Consider the following 15,268-nt stretch of genomic DNA (forward strand, 5'->3'; position numbering starts at 1 on the left):
CATGACACCGAAAGTGGTGCAACTCGCCTTGAGGCGGTCTCTGCGCGAGGTCCGGCACGTCCGGCCGGTTCCGGCCGGCCGGGCGACCGGGCTCGTGCGCGACGTCTACCGCCAGGTGGAACGGGACTTCGGCATGCTGGCGCCGCCGGTCGCGCTGCATTCGCCGTCCCCTCCCGTGCTCGCGGCCGTCTGGTCGATGCTGCGGGAATCACTGGTGGCGGACGGGGCGACGAGCCGGGCGGACCGGGAGATCGTCGCGACCCTGGTGTCGCAGGGGAATTCGTGCCCCTATTGCGTCGAAGTCCACGGGATGGCGCTGGACTCGCTCGGGCGGTCTTCGGTGACCGAGGCGATCGAGGCGGGCCGCCCGGTGGCGGATCCGCGGGCAACGGCGTCCTCCGCCGCGGCGCGGGCCGAGCTGACCGCGGTCGCGTTCTCGTTCCACTACCTGAACCGGGTGGTGAGCGTGTTCCTCGGGCCGTCGCCGCTGCCTCCGTCCGTGCCGGATTCCGCGCGTTCCAAGGCGAAGTCCATGCTCGGCCGGTTCCTGAAGCCGGTCTCGGGCGCTTCTCCAGGACTCTCTTTGGACTTCCTGCCCGCCGGGTCGCAGGATTTCGCTTGGGCCGCGGGAAATCCGGTCGTCGAGGATGCGTTCTCGCGTGCCTCGTCGGCCTTCGCATCGCTGACGATCTCTCCTGCCGTGCGGGATGTCGTCCTCCGGGAGCTGTCCACTTGGGACGGTTCGCCGCCGGGGCTGAGCCGGTCTTGGGTGGATTCCGTCGATGATCCGGTCGCCCGGCTGGCCCTGGTGGTCGCGAAGGCGGCCTATCAGGTGGACGACGCTTTGGTCGCCGCCGCGGGCCTGGCCGATCGAGAGCTGATCGAGCTCGTGGGGTGGTCGGCTTTCGCCGCCGCGCAACGATGCGTCGCCGTCTCCGCGCCAGTAGCCGACTGATCGCGCGGGTTCAGCGGCCGCCTTCGGGTTCAGGGACGCTATGAAAGGCCCGTTACTTGCAAAATTTGCAAGTAACGGGCCTTTCATAGCATCGGTGCGGGCCTCGGCAAGGACTTCGGCGGCCGCGAGCAGGCGACCGATCGCGCGGGTTCAGGAGAAGACCGCGTGCACCGTCGCGGGCGATCCTGAGTGGACGGATCGAGCACCGAAGGAAGCGAGCCGGGAGCACCTGCGTCGCCCGGAGCCGGCTTCCAGGCGCACGAAACGGTCCGGACGATCACGGCGGCCGTCACGGGGAGCAGATTCCCGTGGCGGCCGCCGGATTCGTTGGCCCGGCTTCAACAACATGAGAGAAGACTGCCGGCCCCGCTCAGGGTCATGCTTGACGGGACTGCAGATGCGGGCGGCACCCGCGTTTCTGGGGACAGAGCGGGCGCCGAGACCGGATTCCGTGACTTGAGTGGTTGAGAGCTAGGGGAGTGCGGTGGCATGAGCGTTGAGCGGATTTCGATTGTCGGTATCGGTCTTCGATACCCGGACGCCGGGTCCCCGGATGAACTGTGGGAGAACGTCCTCGCCGGCCGCCGGGCGTTCCGGAGACTGCCCGACGAGCGGATGAACCGCGAGGACTACTACTCGCCGGACCCTGAGGCTTCGGACCGTTTCTACGCCCAGAAGGCCGCGGTCCTCCGCGACTACGAGTTCGACCGGATCAAGTACAAGGTCGCGGGCAGCACGTTCCGTTCGACCGACACCACGCACTGGCTCGCCCTCGACGTCGCCGCGCAGGCCTTGGCGGACGCGGGTTTCCCCGAGGGTGACGGGCTGCCGAGGCCCGCGACCGGCGTGGTCATCGGCAACAGTCTCACCGGTGAGTTCTCGCGCGCCAACATCATGCGGCTGCGCTGGCCGTACGTGCGCCGCACGGTCGCGGCGGCGCTCGCCGAGCGCGGCTGGGCCGAGGGCGACACCGCCGAGTTCCTCCACGACCTCGAGGCGCAGTACAAGGCGCCGTTCCCCGAGATCGACGAGGACTCGCTCGCGGGCGGGCTGGCGAACACGATCGCCGGCCGCGTCTGCAACTTCTTCGACTTCGGCGGTGGCGGGTTCACCGTGGACGGTGCCTGTTCGTCGTCGCTGCTTTCCGTGGTCACCGCGGCGAACGCGCTCTCGGAAGGCGACCTCGACGTCGCCATCGCGGGCGGGGTCGACTTGTCGATCGACCCGTTCGAGGTGATCGGTTTCGCCAAGACCGGCGCGCTCGCCAAACGCGAGATGAAGGTCTACGACGCCGACTCCAACGGTTTCTGGCCCGGTGAGGGCTCCGGCATGCTCGTCCTGATGCGCGAGGACGACGCGATCGCGCAGGGCAAGCGGATCTACGCCTCGATCGGCGGCTGGGGTGTCTCGTCCGACGGCAAGGGTGGGATCACCCGCCCCGAGGCGTCGGGTCACCGCCTGGCGTTGAAGCGGGCCTACGACAAGGCCGGCTACGGCGTCGAGACCGTCTCCTACTTCGAGGGCCACGGCACCGGCACCGCTTTGGGCGACGCCACCGAGATCGAGGCGCTCTCCACCGCCCGCCGCGACGCCGACCCGCTCGCCGAACGTGCCGCGCTGAGCACGATCAAGGGCAACATCGGCCACACCAAGGCCGCGGCCGGGGTCGCCGGGCTGATCAAGGCGACCCTGGCGGTCTACCACCAGGTCATCCCGCCCGCCACCGGCCACTTCGACCCGCACGAGTCGCTCGTCGGCGACTCCGCGCGGATGTACGTCCCGGCCGAGGCCGGGCTGTGGCCCTCGGACCACCCGGTCCGCGCGGGTGTCTCGGCGATGGGCTTCGGCGGGATCAACTCGCACGTCACCGTCACCGAGGCCCCCGGCGCCGCGCGCCGCAAGGAACTCGACGAGAAGACCCGGTCGCTGGTCGCCGGACGGCAGGACAGCGAACTGCTGCTGCTCGACGCCGACGACGCGGCCTCGCTGCGCGGTCAGGTGACCGGGCTGCTGGAGGTCGTGCCCAAGCTTTCACTCGCCGAGCTGGCGGACCTCGCCGGCACGCTTTCCGCGGAACTGTCCGGAAAGCCCGTGCGAGCCGCGATCGTCGCGACCAACCCGGAGGACGCCGAGCGCAAGCTCTCGAAACTCCTCGACCTCCTCGGTGAGGGTGAGCCGGAAGTATTTTCCTCAAGCGAGGGCATCTTCGCGAGCTCGCGCTCCAAGGGGCCGAAGATCGGCTTCCTGTTCCCCGGTCAGGGTTCCGGGCAGGGCACGGTCGGCGCGGTGCGCAAACGCTTCGCCCACGCCGACGACATCTACCGCGCCGCGGGCCTGTCCACCGGCGCCGACCAGGTCGCCACCGACGTCGCCCAGCCCCGGATCGTCACCGGTTCTCTCGCCGGGCTCCGGGTCCTGAAGAGCCTCGGCATCGAGGCCCAGACCGTCGCGGGCCACAGCCTCGGAGAGCTCACCTCGCTGCACTGGGGCGGCGCGCTCACCGAACGCGAAGTCCTCGCGCTGGCCAAGATCCGCGGCAGGGTGATGGCGACCGCGAGCGACGGAAACGGTGCCATGGCGGCGATCTCCGCCACACCGGGTGTCGCCGAGCGGCTCGCGGAGGGCGAAGAAGTCGTCATCGCGGGCTACAACGCGCCCGAACAGACCGTCCTTTCCGGACCGGCGGAGGCGATCGACCGGGTGGTCGCCCGCGCTCGCGCCGAGGGTGTCACCGCCGCTCGCATCAACGTCTCGCACGCGTTCCACTCACCCGCGGTCGTCCCGGCCGCCGAGGCGATGACCGAGGAACTCGCCGCGTTCGACTTCACCAGGCTCGACCGGCCCGTCGTCTCCACGGTGACCGGTGACGTCCTGCACGCCGCCGAAGACCTGCGCGATCTCCTGCGCGACCAGGTGGTCCTGCCGGTGCGCTTCCGTGAGGCGGCCGCGAAGGTCGCCGAGCGCAGCGACCTGGTGATCGAGGTCGGTCCCGGCCGGGTGCTCACCGGCCTGTTCCGCCAGATCGCGCCCGGCACCCCGGTGCTCCCGCTCGACACCGACAGCCCGACACTGGCCGCGGTGCTCAAGGTCGCCGGTGCCGCGTTCGCCTTCGGGGCCCCGCTGGAGACCTCCGCGCTCTTCGCCGGCCGCGTCGTCCGGGCACTGCCCGCCGACGGTGTCTTCAACTTCCTGGCCAGCCCGTGCGAGGCGGCGCCGTCCATCGGCGCGGTACTGACTCGCGACCGCGTCGCCGCGCCGGAAGAGGCGGCACCGGCGGGGGAGGCCTCCGAAAGCGGCGGCAGCAGCACGCTCGACCTGTTGCGCAAGCTCGCTTCCGAACGCGTCGAACTGCCGCTCGAAGCGGTCACCGCCGACACGCACCCGCTCGACGACCTGCACCTTTCGTCGATCACCGTCGGCCAGCTGGTCAACGACGTGACCCGCGCGCTCGGCCGCCCGGCACTCGAGGGCATGCCGAACTTCGCCACCGTCTGTCTCGGCGAACTCGCCGAGATGATCGACGAACTGGCACAGACCGCCAAACCCGCCGACAGCAACCAGGCCGAGGTCGCCGGGGTCGGCCCGTGGGTCCGGCCGTTCGCGGTCGAGTACGTCGTCGCGCCGAAGCCGGCGCCCGACTTCACCCCGGGCATCTCCACCGCCGGTCTCGCCAGGGCGGAGTGGACGGCGTTCGCCCCGGACGGCCATCCGCTGGCGGAGCCGCTGCGTGCGGCGCTGTCCACCGCGGGTGTCGGCGACGGTGTCCTCCTCTGCTTGAACGAGGACAGCGACGCGGACGACGTCGGGTTGTTCCTGGACGCGGGCCGCGCGGTGCTGGCCGCGCCCAACGGCACGCGGTTCGTCGTGGTGCAGCACGGACTCGGCGCCTCCGGCCTGGCGAAGACGCTTCGCCTGGAGGACCCGTCCGCGCGGACCACGATCGTCGATCTCGCCGACGTGAACCCGGTCGACCCCGAGGCCCTCGGCATCGCGGTGTCCACCGTGGTCACCGAAGTCGCGGCGACCAACGACTTCAGCGAAGTCCGCTACGACCCGGCCGGCGTCCGCACGGTGCCGAAACTGGGCGCCCTCAAACCGTCCGAGGCCGAAGGGACCCCGCTGGGCACCGAAGACGTCCTGCTCGTCACCGGTGGCGGCAAGGGCATCACCGCGGAAAGCGCTTTGGCGCTGGCCAAGGATTCCGGTGCGAAGCTGGCGTTGCTGGGCCGGAGCGATCCCGCCGACGACACCGAGCTTTCGGAGAACCTCAGGCGGATGGCGGCGGCGGGTATCGACTACCGCTACGAGCGCGCCGACGTCACCGCGGCCCAGCAGGTGGCGGACGCCATCGGCCGGATCCAGGCCGAGTTCGGCCCGGTCACCGCGGTCCTGCACGGCGCGGGCCGCAACGAGCCCGCGGCGCTGTTCTCCTTGACCGAGGAGACCTTCCGCAAGACGCTGGCGCCGAAGATCGGCGGCCTCAACGCCGTCCTCGACGCCGTCGACCAGGACAAGATCAAGCTGCTGGTCACCTTCGGCAGCATCATCGGACGGGCGGGCCTGCGCGGTGAGGCGCACTACGCCACGGCCAACGACTGGATGACCGAACTGACCGTGCGGTTCGGCCGCGAACACCCCCGAGCGCGGGCGATCGCACTCGAATGGTCGGTCTGGTCCGGGACCGGGATGGGCGAAAAGCTCGGTGTGGTCAGCGCTCTGATGCGCGACGGCATCACCCCGATCCCGACCGAGGAGGGCATCGAGATCCTCCGCCAGGTCGTCGGCGATCCGGCCGCCCCGTCGGTACTGGTCGTCTGCGGCCGTACCGCGGGGCTGGCCACCCTGCCGGTGGAGAAGCGCGAACTGCCGCTGACCCGCTTCGTCGACCGCGCCGTCGTGCACTATCCGGGGGTCGAGCTGATCACCGAGGCCGACCTTTCGGCGGGCAGCGACCCGTATCTGGCCGACCACCTGCTCGACGGTCAGCTGCTGTTCCCCGCGGTGATCGGCATGGAGGCGATGACCCAGGTCGCCAAGGCCGCGCTGGCCGTGGAAAGCCTGCCGGCACCGGTGTTCTCCGACGTCGAGTTCCTGCGCCCGATCATCGTCTCGCCGGGCGGGTCGACCACGATCCGGCTCGCCGCGCTGGCCAGGGACGCCGAAACGGTGGACGTGGTGCTGCGCAGCGGGGAGACCGGGTTCAGCGCCGACCACTTCCGCGCCAGGCTGCGGTTCTCCCGGCCGGATCCGCTCGGCGAGACGGTGCTCCGCGACGTCGCGCTGCCGCCGGTCCCGGTCGACCCGACGACCGAGCTGTACGGCACGGTTCTCTTCCAGGGCAAGCGATTCCAGCGCGTCACCGGATACCGGCGGGCCAGCGCGCGGCACGCGGTCGCGGAGATCGCGACCGGCGCCGAGGTCGACTGGTTCGCGCCGTTCCTCCCGCAGGAACAGCTCCTGGCCGACCCGGGCACCCGCGACGCGATGATGCACGCCATCCAGTGCTGTGTCCCGGACGCGACCCTGCTGCCGCAAGGAATCGAGCGGCTGTACCTCGCCGAGCCCGGCGAGCAGGACCCGGAGTACGTGCTCCTCGACGCCCGCGAGCGTTCGCAGGACGGCGACAGCTACGTCTACGACCTCGACGTCCGCAACCCGGACGGGACGCTCGTCGAGCGGTGGGAAGGGCTGAAGCTGCGCGCGGTGCGCAAGCGTGACGGTGAAGGGCCTTGGGTCCCGTCGATGCTCGGGTCCTATTTGGAGCGTTCCGTCGAACGGCTGCTCGGTTCGTCCCGCGCGATCGTCGTCGAACCGGATCCGGTGGGCGTTTCCGTGGAGACCACGCCCGAACGGCGGGCGCAGACGGCCTTGGCCGCCGGCCGCGCCGTCGACGCCCCGCTCGAGATCCGCTACCGCCCGGACGGGAAACCGGAGGCCGACGGGGTCGAGGTGAGCGCGTCGCACAGCGCCGACCTCACCCTGGCGATCGCGGGCTCCGGCCAGGTCGCGTGCGACGTCGAGACGGCGATCGAACGGACACCCGAGGACTGGGCCGGTCTGCTCGGCGAGGATCTGCTCGCGGTGGGCGAACTGCTTGCCGCGGACGCCCGCGAGCCGCTTTCGGTCGCGCACACCAGGGTCTGGAGCGCGCTGGAATGCGTGCGCAAGACCGGAGACATGACACAGGCGCTCACCGTGCACCGGGTCGATCCGGACGGCTGGGCGGTGCTTTCCCACGGCAGTGCCCGCATCGCCACCTGGGTGACGACCGTCAACGACCGGACCGATCCCGTCGTCTTCGCGGTGCTCCAGGGAGAGGAAGACTGACATGGCCGACTACTACGAGATCCTCCATACGGTCGGGTTCGAAGAGACCAACCTGGTGGGCAACGTCTACTACGTGAACTACGTGCGCTGGCAGGGCCGGTGCCGCGAGATGTTCCTGAAGGACAAGGCCCCCGCGGTGCTCGAAGAGGTCCGCCACGACCTCAAGCTGTTCACACTCAAGGTGGATTGCGAGTTCTACGCGGAGATCACCGCGTTCGACGAGCTGTCCATCCGGCTGCGGCTGGAAGAGCTGACCCAGACCCAGATCCAGTTCACCTTCGACTACGTCCACCTCACCGACGAGGGTGAGCGGCTGGTCGCGCGGGGACGCCAGCGGATCGCGTGCATGCGCGGGCCCAACACGGCGACGGTGCCCAGCCGGGTCCCGGAGCAGTTGCGTGAGGCACTGGCCCCGTACACGGTCAACGGCAAGGGGGAGTGACGTGGGCGCGGTGGACCCTGCGGTGGGATCTCAGGAACCCGCGCGGCCGGTGCTGAAACGCCTGCCGACGCCCGCGACACGACGCCGGTTGTCCGCGCAGGCCGGGCTGCGGGAGGTGATGGGCCAGTTCGCCACCGGGGTCACCGTGCTGACCGCCGGCGGCGAGCGGGCCCACGGGATGACCGCCAACGCGGTCACCTCGGTGTCCCTCGAACCGCCGATGGTGCTGTGCTGCGTTTCCCGCGCGGCCCGGATGCACGAGGCGATCGTGACGGCGGGCTCGTACGCGGTCACGGTGCTGGCTTCGGACCAGAAGGACCTGGCGAAGTACTTCGCGGATTGGCGACGGCCCGCCGGGCTCGCGCAATTCGACTCGGTGGACTGGACGGCGGGCCCGCAGACCGGCGCCCCGCTGCTCAACGGCGCGCTGGCGTGGCTGGAATGCGAGCTCGCCGAGGTCTACGAAGGCGGTGACCACTCGATCTTCCTCGGCAAGGTGGTCGCCTCGAGCCGCGGCACCGCCCAGGACTCGCTGGTCTTCTACGGCGGCGGCTACCACCAGATCGACGGCAGGGTCCGTGCATCCGCCTGAGAGAAAGGAATCGTCATGACCATCAACGAATCCGCCACCGTCCGGCCGGACGGGACGCCCGCCCCGGCGCCCCGTCCGCCGGTGGTGACCACGATGCCTCGGCTCGGACGGGGGGTGTGCTGGCGCGACATCGTGCGCGAGATCGAACTCGACGAGCTCGAGCGCGAAGCCCGCATGAAGGAGGCGGCGTGACCCTGCAAGGTGATCCGGGCGCTCAGCGCACGGAGGACTCCGAGGTGGTGCCGCTGCCGGAAGACCGGCTGCGGCGCCCGCGGATCCCGAGGGGCAAGGACGGGCAGGTGATCCCGCTCGCCCGCGGCGCCGAACCGGTGCACCCGCCGGAACCGACGATGCCGTTGCTGCGCACCCAGCGCGACGAGCTGCGCGAGCACATCGTCGACGGACGGCTCGACGGCGTCCGGCGGCAGCACTCGCTCGGCAAGCACACCGCGCGCGAGCGGCTGGATCTGTTGCTGGATCCCGATTCCTTCACCGAGGTCGAGCTGTACCGGCGGCATCAGGCGAGCGGACTCGGGCTGGCGGAGAACCGGCCGTACACCGACGGCGTCATCGCGGGTTCGGGCACCATCGACGGCAGGCGCGTGTTCGTCTACGCGCAGGACTTCACCGTCTTCGGCGGTTCGCTCGGCGAGGCGCACGCGGCGAAGATCCACAAGGTGATGGATCTGGCGATCGCCACCGGCTCACCGCTGATCGGGCTCAACGACAGCGGCGGAGCGCGGATCCAGGAAGGCGTCATGGCGCTCAACGGCTACGGCGGCATCTTCCGCCGCCAGGTCGAAGCGTCCGGCGTCATCCCGCAGATCAGCGTGGTGCTGGGGCCGTGCGCCGGCGGGGCGGCGTACTCGCCCGCGCTGGCGGACTTCGTCTTCATGGTGCGCGACACCGCCCGCATGTACCTGACCGGGCCGGACGTCGTCGAGACCGTGACCGGGGAACGCGTCAGCCACGACGAACTCGGTGGCGCGGACGTGCACGGCGCGTCGTCCGGCGTGGCGACCGTGGTGCACGACGACGAGGAGAGCTGCCTCGCCGACGTCCGCTACCTGGTGTCGCTGCTGCCGTCGAACTACCTGGAACCCGCGCCCGGCGAGCCGTCGCGGGACGCGGGCAAGGACCGGCGGCCCCGGTTCGCCGAACTCGTCCCCGTGGAGCCGAACAAGCCCTACGACATGCGGGACGTGTTCGCCGAACTCACCGACGACGGCGAATTCTTCGAGCTGCACGAGCGGTGGGCGCGGAACGTGCTGTGCGCGCTCGCGCGGATCGACGGGCGCGTGGTCGGCCTGGTCGGCAACCAGCCGGTGGTGTTCGCCGGCGTCCTCGACGGCCCGGCCTCGCAGAAGGCGGCGCGGTTCGTGCGGTTCTGTGACGCGTTCAGCATCCCGCTGGTGACGCTCGTGGACGTTCCCGGCTTCCTGCCGGGAGTCGAACAGGAGCACTCCGGGATCATCCGGCACGGGGCGCAGTTGCTGCACGCCTACTGCGAGGCGACCGTGCCGCGGATCCAGGTCATCCTGCGCAAGGCCTACGGCGGCGCGTACATCGTGATGGACTCGCGGTCCATCGGGACCGACCTGTCGCTGGCCTGGCCGACCAACCAGATCGCCGTGATGGGCGCCGAGGGCGCGGTCAACGTGCTGTTCCGCAAGGATCTCGCCGCCGCTCCCGACCCGGACGCGTTGCGCGCCCACCTGGTCGCCGAGTACACCGAGGAGTTCATGAACCCGCAGTACGCCGCCGAACGGGGGCTCGTCGACGACATCATCGATCCGGCCGACACCCGCTCCGCCGTCGCCAGGGCACTGGCCATGCTGCAGGACAAGCGGAAGGCGGCGCCCCAGCGCAAGCACGGCAACCACCCGATCTGAACGGGGGAACCATGTCACCGTCCGAAAAGGACAGTGCGCCGGTCTTCCGGGTCCTGCGGGGGGACCCGGAAGACGCCGAACTGGCGGCGCTCGTCGCCGTCTTCACCGCGCTCGCGTCGGCGGCGCCCCCGCCCGTCGCTCCCGCGCGGTCGGCCTGGTCACCGCGGACCCCGGCGACCTGGCGCACGTCGATCCTGCGCTGAAACGTCACCGAGCGCTGCCCGCTGAGCCCAAGTACGTGAAGGCCCCCTTCACTGCGCTAGACGCAGTGAAGGGGGCCTTCACGTACTTGGGCTTGTGAGCGTTCACGCGGCGGCCGCAGCGTCCGTGGGCCGGTGCGCCTCGGTGTCCCGCAACGGGGGATACGTGCTGTGGCGCGTGTGGACGGCGACGTAGCGGACCTCGCCGTCGATCACGGTCTCCAGCCCCGTTCGCTCTTCCGGCGCGAACGGGCCCCCGCAGGCCGCGCAGGTCCGCTGACGCTCCGCGGCGCTCATGGCCGGTCCCGTTGCTCCGGGACGGCCGGCTCGGACCACGACAGGCCAAGCAGGTCGACGTCCAGTTCGTCGTCGGCGTAGATCTCGTACGGGTCGAGGCGTTCGGTCATGGCGCGCTCCTTGGATTTCCGGGTACCACAAGAGCACTACCGGTACCCCCTCACCGGCGACTCGTTATTTGCTCATCGGGAGCTCCGGTCACCTTCGAGCGCACCACGATCGGCTTCCGACCGGAGGGGTCCATCCTGGGTTTGTCAAGTGAGCTCTTCATCCCGGCCCAGGAGGAACGTCATGACGGCACAGGTGCGAATTTGGGTCGCGACCGATGATTCCGACCCGCGCGGGAGCGCCGAGAACGAGGACACGGTGTTCGTTCCGGAGCAGAGACGGCCCGTCGAAAACGATTTCGCGGCCGAGCACATCATCCTCGGTTACAACTGAAGAACATGAGCCGCGACCAGCGTGGACAGCACGGACAGAGAAGACCACCGGGTATCGCGCGCGGGAGAATGAAGATCGTCCGCGACCCGGCAAGACCTCGAGGAGGCCTTCGGATGGCTATGCGCCTCCAGCTCACGTCGGGTTTGCAGGTGCTCGAAGAATGGGCGGTGAACGCACCGCAGGCCGACCGCAATGTTATCTACGAAGCCCTCTTCGCGGTAGCCGATGGATCCGCTTTTCTCATCTACGACATTTTCGGAGATGGCCGGGATCCGCATCAGTTCATCATTCTGGTGAAACACGACCTCGTCATCAAAATAGGGCTCCGGCGTACCGATTCCTCATTCGAGATCGTCTATATCGGCGCACTGGAGCAGGGTACGCCCGCCGCGGCTTGGGCCGAGGACTCCGACAGCCCCTGACCTGGCAAGCGGGTGCGTGAGGCCTGAGATTTCAGGATTCATACCGCCGAACGGCCCAGTGTCGAGACCGGCGGTGGCGGCCTTTCGCACCAGTGGATCATGCTTTCCTCATCTTGACATCGTCCACTTGGGCATGAAATTCTTCGGGTGTTTGCGGATAAAGAATTTCTGTGGGCGAAATTGCGGTTGTCGAGGTCTGGAGGCGGGAAAGATGTCATCACCCGAATTTCCGGGATTGGACGTTTCCACGCGGGTACGCGCGCGTGACATTCAGATGGCCGGGGTGGCCGACGTCCGCCGCCGGGTGCTGATGATCTCCGGTGCGATCGACACCACCGAGCACGACGTTTCGGTCAGTGTCAACCTGCCGGAGCCGGGCCGCTGGCAGGTGATCAAGTCCGAGACCAACCTGACCGACAAGACCTGGGTCGCGATGCAGGTCGTCACCGACGAGGATTCGACCTTCGTCGACGACGCCGAGACCCTCGTGCTCTCCCGTCAGTTTTCGAAGTCCTTCATGACGCCGGACCTGCGCCGCCTCACCTTCTACGACGGTGAAGTCCGGCCCGGCGAGGCCGTGCTGAAGGTGTACTCGCTGGACGCGGGCGGGCGGAAGCCGACCTACTCGTACTCCCGGTACAGCCCGATCGCGACCGACACCGCCGAGAAGTCCCGGCAGACGCTGGACGAGCTGATCAGCAACGGGATGCGGCAGCGCCCGGTGATCGAGCTGATCGTCCCGGTGACCGTGATCGGCTGAGTACGCCGGTGATCACCTTCGTCCCCGAACCCCACCTGCTCGAATCGCCGCGCGGACGGGAGTGGCCGGTCCTGCCCGCCAACCGCTCGGCCGTCACCCCCGAACCGCCGTCCGGTGCCGACGTGGTCATCGTCGGCGCCGGCCCCGCCGGGCTCGCGGTCGCCTCCGCGTTGTGGCACCACGGCGTCCGGGACCTCGTCATCGTCGACCGCGACGGCCGCCCCTGCGGGCGGTTCTTCGACCGCGTCGACCTCCTAGGCCAGCGCGTGCTGCGTTCGCCGTACGAGCACCACCCCGGCGTCGAGGGGTACCGCGACTGCGAACTGCTGGACTTCGCCCGGCTGCACTGGTCGGTGCTGACCCCGGTGGAGCGCCGCGAGATCCGCATGGCGCAGGCGGGGCACCGCTCGGTCGTCCCCGTCGACGTCTTCGAGGCCTACTGCCGTCATCTGGCCGCGAGCCATCACGTCACCGAACGGACCTGGCGCGGTTCGGTCCGCGAGGTGCTGCCGACGTCGGACGCGGTCACCGTGCGCGCCGACCGGTTCTCCGTCACCGCGCGCCACGCGGTCCTGTGCCTCGGCGAGGAACGCCGATCCGCCCCGGACACCTGGTGGGGCGGGGGCTATCCGCCGCGCGGCGTGAGCTACTGGGACGAACCCGTTCCCACCGTCGGGAAGCGGCTCGCCGTCGTCGGCGCGGGCCTCACCGCCGCCCATCTGATCTCCAACGGGCTCGCCCAGGGCCGCGAGGTGCATTGGGTCGTCCGCGAAGCAGGCGAGCGCTACCAATGCGCAGACGTCAACTCGTCGTTCTTCCGTCCCGAGGGCCGTGCCCGCTTCGACGGCGTGAGCTGGTCCGACAGGCTCGAACTGATGGGCCGTTTCCGGCGCGCGTCGATCATGTTCGAGTTCCGGCCGATGCTCGAGGCGGCCGAAGCCGAAGGGCGCCTGGTCGTGCATCGCGGCAAGGCGATCACGAAGGTGACGCCGGGGGTCGGCCTCCACCTCGAAGACGGTTCGCGCGTCTCCGTGGACCACGCCGTACTGGCGCTCGGCACGACACCCTCGATCGGCGACGGCCTGATGCCGGACGACGCCGTACTCGACCAGGGCGGCTGGCCTCGGCTGGACGAGCGCACCTTCGCCTACGTCGGCGCGCCCCGCGTTTTCGCCGTCGGCGCGGCCGCGGGGATGGCGCTGGGCCCGGCCGCCCGCAACATCGACGGCCACCGTGTCGCCACCGCGCGGGTCGCGGCCGCCGTCGCCGAGAACCTGCGCCGGGACGCCCCGCTGCGGGCGACGGCGAAGGATGTCGCCCGTGTCTGAGCCCTACGACTCGCGGTTCACCCTGCCCTCGATCGACGACGCCCCGGCGACCGAGGCCGGGGTGATCCTGATGGGACTCGATGCCGGACGGCTGCTCGCCGGTGTCGGGCTCGCGCGGATCGCCGACGAGCCCGCGCTGGTCGCCCTCGCCGTGGACCAGGCCCGGCACGACGCGCTCGACCTGGACACCGACGCGCTGATCGAAGCCGGTATCGCTCGCTGGCGCGCGGTCCGCCCGCTGATCGAAGCCGGTCAGGAGATGACGGCGGCCGGTTCCCTGCGCAAAGAATGGGAACACACCACCAAGCGGGTCACCGCCACGGTGACCGGGCTCGGACCGGCGTCGGTGGCCTGCCTCGCGGCGTGCTGGCTGCGCCGCGACGACATCGACGAGTTCGCCGAACACGGGCGGACGCCGGAAAAGGGGAGTGGCACGCACGATGTCCTATCTCGGGTCTTTGCCGACTGACGCCACCTTGCTGCAGGTCTTCCAGAAGTTCCCCGCTCCGGCGTCGAAGCTGCTGGACTTCCACGAACTCGTCATGCGGGCGCCGTCGGCGTTCGGCCCCGGTGAGCGGGAACTGATCGCGGCCTACGTCTCCGGTGTCAACGATTGCCGGTACTGCCACGGCGTCCACACCGTCACCGCGGAGGCTTTCGGCGTGCCGGAGGGGCTTCTGACGGCCGCGCTGGCCGATCTGGACTCCTCACCCGTGGACGACCGGATGAAGCCCGTGCTGGCCTACGTGGGCAAGCTGACGCGGACGCCGTCCCGGGTGACCGAGGAGGACGCCGAGGCTGTCTTCGCGGCGGGCTGGGACGAGGCGGCGCTGCACGACGCCGTACTCGTGTGCGCCCTGTTCAACTTCATGAACCGGATGGTCGAGGGACTCGGGATCCGGGCGGACGCCGGGTACGCGAAGACCTCGGGCGTACGGCTCAAGGAGGGCGGCTACGCCGGTCTGGCGCGGCTGCTCGAATCCTGACGCCGCCGGCCGTCCACTCCGGACACTGTCTCCGATGGTGACCGGACTGTCGCGCTCCGCGCCCGGAACCACCTCGCTTGCTCCATCCGGTAGTCGCGATCGCCGAAGTGGAGCAGTCGAGGAGAACCTTCCGGCGTAGGCGAAAAGCACATCCGTGCGATGATGCCTGGCACTGGTTGCGCACCCACCCCTGGCAGCAGGATTTCCTCATCGAAGGAAACCACTGAAACGCCTGGGAGACATGCGATGCAGAACGCTGTGCTCGACAACGTCCGTTCGCTCTTCGCCGTCAGGGGAATCGACACCGGCGCCGCCGGCGATCAGGTCGACCTGGTGATCGACCGGTTCGACAACTGGACCAACCGGCCGGGTGGTCAGGTTTTCGACTGTTTCACCGGCGCCTGTTGTACGGCTCCGCCCATGGCCGAGGCGAGTTGAGTGCATTTTCGACGGCCGCCTCTCGCATCCGGACGCGAGGGGCGGCCGGTTCGTGTGCCGGATTCCCGGCGGTGACGGCGGAAAGTCACCGACCGACTATCGGATTTGTAGCCTCATAACGCTTTTGCCGGCGGGCCACCCGCGGCGGCCCCACCGGACTCACCACTCGAACGGTGGAACGCGTTCCG

15 protein-coding genes are annotated in these 15,268 nt (G+C 69.7%); 14 read left to right on the forward strand and 1 reads right to left on the reverse strand.

The window, feature by feature from the left end:
• Position 1 precedes the first annotated feature (1 nt).
• The 7 genes from ACLJPX_RS31290 to ACLJPX_RS31320 all read left to right on the forward strand — a co-directional run bounded on the left by ACLJPX_RS31290 (position 2) and on the right by ACLJPX_RS31320 (position 10,411).
• Positions 2-955, forward strand: coding sequence for a carboxymuconolactone decarboxylase family protein (locus tag ACLJPX_RS31290; RefSeq protein WP_410604084.1), 954 nt, complete (start codon positions 2-4; stop codon positions 953-955).
• A 489-nt stretch (positions 956-1,444) separates the two neighbouring features.
• On the forward strand, positions 1,445-7,282 hold the full coding sequence (locus ACLJPX_RS31295; protein WP_410604085.1) for an SDR family NAD(P)-dependent oxidoreductase: 5,838 nt from the start codon (positions 1,445-1,447) through the stop codon (positions 7,280-7,282).
• Position 7,283: 1 nt separating this feature from the next.
• Entirely contained in the window at positions 7,284-7,724 is a 441-nt protein-coding gene (locus ACLJPX_RS31300; RefSeq protein ID WP_101605876.1) for an acyl-CoA thioesterase, read from the forward strand.
• 22 nt (positions 7,725-7,746) lie between these two features.
• Positions 7,747-8,316 carry a flavin reductase family protein gene (locus tag ACLJPX_RS31305; protein ID WP_410604086.1) on the forward strand — a complete coding sequence of 190 codons (570 nt, stop codon included), beginning with the start codon at positions 7,747-7,749 and terminating at the stop codon, positions 8,314-8,316.
• A gap of 15 nt (positions 8,317-8,331) precedes the next feature.
• Positions 8,332-8,508, forward strand: a complete 177-nt coding sequence (locus ACLJPX_RS31310; protein ID WP_410604087.1) for a DUF6222 family protein — start codon at positions 8,332-8,334, stop codon at positions 8,506-8,508.
• Positions 8,509-8,666: 158 nt separating this feature from the next.
• On the forward strand, positions 8,667-10,208 hold the full coding sequence (locus ACLJPX_RS31315) for an acyl-CoA carboxylase subunit beta (protein WP_410604347.1): 1,542 nt from the start codon (positions 8,667-8,669) through the stop codon (positions 10,206-10,208).
• Between the two features lie 11 nt (positions 10,209-10,219).
• Positions 10,220-10,411 carry an acyl-CoA carboxylase subunit epsilon gene (locus ACLJPX_RS31320; protein ID WP_410604088.1) on the forward strand — a complete coding sequence of 64 codons (192 nt, stop codon included), beginning with the start codon at positions 10,220-10,222 and terminating at the stop codon, positions 10,409-10,411.
• A 102-nt stretch (positions 10,412-10,513) separates the two neighbouring features.
• On the opposite strand, the gene ACLJPX_RS31325 is transcribed toward ACLJPX_RS31320, so the two are convergent.
• Positions 10,514-10,705 carry a hypothetical protein gene (locus ACLJPX_RS31325; RefSeq protein WP_410604089.1) on the reverse strand — a complete coding sequence of 64 codons (192 nt, stop codon included), beginning with the start codon at positions 10,703-10,705 and terminating at the stop codon, positions 10,514-10,516.
• Between the two features lie 291 nt (positions 10,706-10,996).
• Here ACLJPX_RS31325 and ACLJPX_RS31330 point away from each other — a divergent pair, with 291 nt between their 5' ends.
• The 7 genes from ACLJPX_RS31330 (at position 10,997) to ACLJPX_RS31360 (ending at position 15,080) form a co-directional block, all read left to right on the forward strand.
• Entirely contained in the window at positions 10,997-11,146 is a 150-nt protein-coding gene (locus tag ACLJPX_RS31330; RefSeq protein WP_410604090.1) for a hypothetical protein, read from the forward strand.
• Between the two features lie 113 nt (positions 11,147-11,259).
• Positions 11,260-11,568, forward strand: a complete 309-nt coding sequence (locus ACLJPX_RS31335) for a DUF6235 family protein (protein WP_410604091.1) — start codon at positions 11,260-11,262, stop codon at positions 11,566-11,568.
• A 274-nt stretch (positions 11,569-11,842) separates the two neighbouring features.
• Positions 11,843-12,328 (forward strand): DUF6423 family protein, encoded by a 486-nt coding sequence (locus ACLJPX_RS31340; protein WP_101605882.1) that lies wholly within the window; start codon positions 11,843-11,845, stop codon positions 12,326-12,328.
• 8 nt (positions 12,329-12,336) lie between these two features.
• A complete protein-coding gene (locus ACLJPX_RS31345) occupies positions 12,337-13,656 on the forward strand; it encodes an FAD-dependent oxidoreductase (protein ID WP_410604092.1) in 1,320 nt (439 codons plus the stop codon).
• A complete protein-coding gene (locus tag ACLJPX_RS31350; protein WP_410604093.1) occupies positions 13,640-14,125 on the forward strand; it encodes a DUF6187 family protein in 486 nt (161 codons plus the stop codon). The genes ACLJPX_RS31345 and ACLJPX_RS31350 overlap by 17 nt, the downstream gene beginning before the upstream one ends.
• Positions 14,097-14,642: a carboxymuconolactone decarboxylase family protein gene (locus tag ACLJPX_RS31355; RefSeq protein WP_410604094.1), complete on the forward strand. Its 546-nt coding sequence runs from the start codon at positions 14,097-14,099 to the stop codon at positions 14,640-14,642. The genes ACLJPX_RS31350 and ACLJPX_RS31355 overlap by 29 nt, the downstream gene beginning before the upstream one ends.
• Positions 14,643-14,888: 246 nt before the next feature.
• Positions 14,889-15,080: a hypothetical protein gene (locus tag ACLJPX_RS31360; RefSeq protein ID WP_101605886.1), complete on the forward strand. Its 192-nt coding sequence runs from the start codon at positions 14,889-14,891 to the stop codon at positions 15,078-15,080.
• The last annotated feature ends 188 nt before the right edge of the window (positions 15,081-15,268 follow it).

It is taken from the genome of Amycolatopsis sp. lyj-90, assembly GCF_046549035.1.
Classification (GTDB): domain Bacteria; phylum Actinomycetota; class Actinomycetes; order Mycobacteriales; family Pseudonocardiaceae; genus Amycolatopsis.